This is a genomic window from Ilumatobacter nonamiensis YM16-303, assembly GCF_000350145.1.
GTDB lineage: Bacteria > Actinomycetota > Acidimicrobiia > Acidimicrobiales > Ilumatobacteraceae > Ilumatobacter_A > Ilumatobacter_A nonamiensis.
The window spans coordinates 1-3,759 of sequence record NZ_BAOL01000281.1 but is presented as its reverse complement, the minus strand read 5'-3'; the positions used below and the strand labels follow the sequence as shown (position 1 = coordinate 3,759).

At 67.8% G+C, this 3,759-nt stretch carries 5 protein-coding genes; 2 read left to right on the top strand and 3 right to left on the bottom strand.

Translation table 11 applies throughout. The annotated features are described in order from the left end of the window. Together ON45_RS19660 and ON45_RS21920 are read left to right on the top strand one after the other, a co-directional pair. Window positions 1–404 (top strand): Lrp/AsnC family transcriptional regulator (locus tag ON45_RS19660; protein ID WP_040496324.1); only part of this gene is annotated, 404 nt, incomplete at its 5' end. Window positions 405–456: 52 nt separating this feature from the next. Next, window positions 457–1,416 carry a 2OG-Fe(II) oxygenase family protein gene (locus ON45_RS21920; protein WP_148288790.1) on the top strand — a complete coding sequence of 320 codons (960 nt, stop codon included), beginning with the start codon at window positions 457–459 and terminating at the stop codon, window positions 1,414–1,416. 20 nt (window positions 1,417–1,436) lie between these two features. Here ON45_RS21920 and ON45_RS19650 read toward each other — a convergent pair whose 3' ends face one another. Genes ON45_RS19650 through ON45_RS19640 form a run of 3 tightly spaced genes read right to left on the bottom strand, consistent with a single transcriptional unit; the run spans window position 1,437 to window position 3,691 of the window. After that, window positions 1,437–2,627 (bottom strand): hypothetical protein, encoded by a 1,191-nt coding sequence (locus ON45_RS19650; protein WP_040496323.1) that lies wholly within the window; start codon window positions 2,625–2,627, stop codon window positions 1,437–1,439. Continuing rightward, on the bottom strand, window positions 2,624–3,229 hold the full coding sequence (locus tag ON45_RS19645; RefSeq protein WP_158412542.1) for an RNA polymerase sigma factor: 606 nt from the start codon (window positions 3,227–3,229) through the stop codon (window positions 2,624–2,626). The genes ON45_RS19650 and ON45_RS19645 overlap by 4 nt, the downstream gene beginning before the upstream one ends. Window positions 3,230–3,271: 42 nt before the next feature. Continuing rightward, window positions 3,272–3,691: a PPOX class F420-dependent oxidoreductase gene (locus ON45_RS19640; protein ID WP_040496321.1), complete on the bottom strand. Its 420-nt coding sequence runs from the start codon at window positions 3,689–3,691 to the stop codon at window positions 3,272–3,274. Between the last annotated feature and the right edge of the window lie 68 nt (window positions 3,692–3,759).

The window sequence follows — 3,759 nt, the reverse complement described above, 5'->3', positions numbered from 1 at the left end:
TCGTGGAGATGGCACGTCGTCTCGACGTGGCGCGTGGGACGGTGCAGGCCCGCCTCGATCGACTCACCGGGTCGGGGGTGATCACCGGATTCGGCCCGGATGTCGGTGCCGCCGCTGCCGGCTTCGGCGTGCTCGCATTCACGACCCTCGAGATTGCTCAGGGCAGCGACGACCAGATCGTTCGGGGGATCGAGGCGATCGCCGAGGTGCTCGAGGTCCACGCCGTCACCGGGCCGGGCGATCTCCACCTGCGGGTCGTCGCGAGTTCGAACGATCACCTGCACGACGTGCTCCAGCGGATCCTCGCGCTGCCGGGGATCACCCGCACCGAAACGCAACTCGCGCTCCACACGCCGATCGACCGAACCGTGGCCGATCTCGTCGCCCGGGGCGCGACCGACTGAGCAAGCGCGTCGGCGGTTCGTCCCGGACGCCTGGGTCGGACAGACTGTGGCGATGTCGACTGCCCACGTTCCGACGATCGATGTGAGCGCACCGCTCGAGGGTCAACTCGATGCGCTCGACGCCGCCTGTCGGGATCACGGCTTCTTCCTGATCGCCGGCCACGGGTACGACGATGTCGTCGATCGGACGTGGGACGCAGCCGCGTGTTTCTTCGCCGCCGACCGCTCGGTCCGGCGTGCGGTGGAGCGCGACGGGGACAATCCGCTCGGCTGGTACGACCGCGAGTTGACGAAGCGCCGACGTGACGCAAAGGAGGTGTTCGACTTCACCGACCCGATGTTCTCGACGGTCGACGCGTTCAACCGGTGGCCGACCGGTGTGCCGGGATTCCGTGATGCGATGGCCGAGTTCTACGACGTGTTCAGCGAGCTCTCCACGACCGCGGTCGAGATCGTCCACCGGGCGCTGGGAATGGACCCGGCCGACGGCCTCCGGTTCCACGGCTCACGCACCAACAGTTCGGTTCGGTTGAACTGCTACCCGGTCGGCGATCCCGTCCCGGAAGCTGAGCGTGTGGGTTTGCGTGAACTCGGTTCGACGGCGCTCGGCCATCACACCGATCCCGGCGTGGTCACGTTGCTGCTGCAGGACGACACGGGTGGATTGCAGACGCAGTCCCGCACCGGTGAATGGATCGATGTCGATCCCGTTCCGGGCGCGGTCGTCGTGAACCTGGCTGACAGCGTGCAGGTGTGGACGAACGACCGGTATCGCGCCGCGGTCCACCGAGTGGTTCCGATGACCGCGTCGCCCCGGATGAGCATTCCCTACTTCCTGCATCCGGCCCGCGATGCAGTGGTCGAGCCGATTCCCGAACTCGTCGAGGGTCAGGCGCGCTATCGCTCGTTCGAATGGCGGGCGTTCATGCGGGCCCGGACCGACGACAACTTCGCCGATCTCGGAGCCGCCGATACCCAGATCAGCGACTACCTGGTGAGCAGTCTCGACTGAACGGCGGTGGGCCGGCCCGATCAGGGATCGAGCGTGGGGCCAAGACTCGGCTGCGGTGTGCACGACGTCGTCACGGTGGGGGCCGCCGGAATGGGTGTCGAGAGTCGTTCCGACCACTCCTCGGGCGTGGTCGCCTCCAGGGTCGAGACGAACGATTCCAGTTCCGCCAGCGTCATGTCGATGCTGCTCAGATGGAACACCGTGTCCGCGTCCTGCCAGTAGATGCTGACCAGGTTCGGGTCTCCCGGCGCCGATTCGATGTACGCGGGGTCGCCGGCAAACGGGCTCGGCGCGAGTTGCCGGCCGCCGAAGGTCAGCTGCGCGAGCGACCCGTTCGGAACCTGTACGAGGCGAGCTGTTTTCGTTGCTCCCTCGACGGGCACCTGGTACTGGGCGGTGAACGAGGTCTGCCACGTTCCGGCGTCGATGATCGAGAACCCGCCCGGCATCGAGACGTTGAGTGCCGAGTTCGCGTCGAACGCCATCGCCTCGAACAGGGTGACGGCCTCGGGTCGGTACGGCTCGGCCCCTGGAGCGTCGTTGACGAACATGAAGCCGCACGGGAGGAAGAACTGGTATCCGACCGCGGAGTCGGGGGACCGATCCTGTGCCACGCCGACAGCAACGGCACCGACGACCTCGAACTCGAGACCGTCGGCCGATGGCGGGTCGCCGTCGAAGTCGCCCAGCCACATCGTCGAACCGTCGGGGACCGAGATCAGCATGGAGCTGGTCCCCGGGGCGGGCGGCGAGATCGCGACCTCGTCCACGGTGAGCTGACCCTCGGGCACGAGGAGCGGCTCGGCCAACGAGACCGGGGTGCGCACGGGAGCTGCGACGGTGGTCGGGGCGGCTGTGGATGGCATCGGCGTGGGCGCGGGGGCAGACGAGACGGACTCGGACACGGTCGCTGCCTCGTCATCGGAGACGAACGACCACACGACGGCGCCCACCGCGACCGCCGCGGCGATCCCGACCGCTCCTTTCAACATCGAGAAGAACGGTCGCCATCGACGGCGCGGTGCCGCGGTCGCCCGCGTGCCGTGGGGTGCGGTCGAGACCACGGCGCCGCTCTCGGAGCGGGCCCGGACCGATCGAGTCGCGTTGTCATGTCCGATGCCGAAGAGCGACTCGCGGATCCGTGCACGTTCGGCGGCGGGCATCGGGTCGATCTCGGGCCGCAGCGCGTACACCGTGTTGAAGACGTTCACGTCGACGTCTCCGCGACCGAGATCTTCAACTCGCGCCGAATTCGTCCGAGCGAGGAACGGACCGAACTCACGCTCATGGACAGCACCTCGGCGATCGCGCTCTGCGAGCACGCTTCCCACAGTGAGAGCAGGAGGATGTCGCGATCGTCGGGGTCGAGCGCCACCACTGCGCGCATCACCCGCGCCTCCTGGTCGTCGTCGCGTCGAGTGATGACCGGAGTGGGGTCGGAATCTCCGCCGCGCAGGTCGCTGTTCGCAGCGTGCTCGACGACCCGCGCCGGGGCGGCTCCGTTCTGACTCGGCGAGACGAGTGGATCGGCGATCGGCCGCTCCGTCGTGCCCCCCGGAATCCGGACGCTTCGCAGGTGGACGATCTCGGTCTCAGCGTGATCGCGCAAGGTCGTCGTGGCCGCGCCGTAGAGAAAGAGTCGCTCCGTTCCGCGATCGGAATCGAATTGATCCCACGTCCGCAACGCCAGCTCGAACGCCTCCTGGGTGAGCGCCGGGGCGGCGGTGATTCCGACCCGCCGGGCGATGAGCGCATGGACTGCGACGACGTGGTCGTCGTACAGGCGGGCAGCCGCAGCTCCGGTCAAAGGCACGCACAATGTTGCCAAACTTCGCCGCGGACCGCGGCAACGGGCTCAGCGAGCGATGATTCCGTAGGCGTGAGTCGGCGTCAACGTGAGCACGAGTCGGGAGTCGGCGACCATCGCCCGGCGGTAATCGTCCCAGTCATCGTGCTCGCCCGCGACCGATCGGTAGTACTCCACGAGTCGTTCGACGGTCTCGTCCGAGGGATCCGCCGCGACCGGCGAGACATCCACGTCGGCTTCGACCACGGCGTAGGCCCAGAAGTCGTCGCGGTTGACGTGCAGCGACGCGCGAGGTGTGCGACGGAGGTTGGCCGTCTTGGCACGCCCATCGGTCACCGAGATCACGATTCGGTCCTCGTCGACGACGTACGCGATGTTCGACGACTGGGGACGCCCGTCCGCCTTCTGCGTGATCAGGATGCCGTGCTGGCGTCGTCGGACGAAGTCGAGCGCGTCGGAGATCTCCATGCCGCGTACAACCGTCGGCGCGCCCGGGCTGTTCCACCTTCTCGTGAACAGTTCGCGCACGGAGCGCC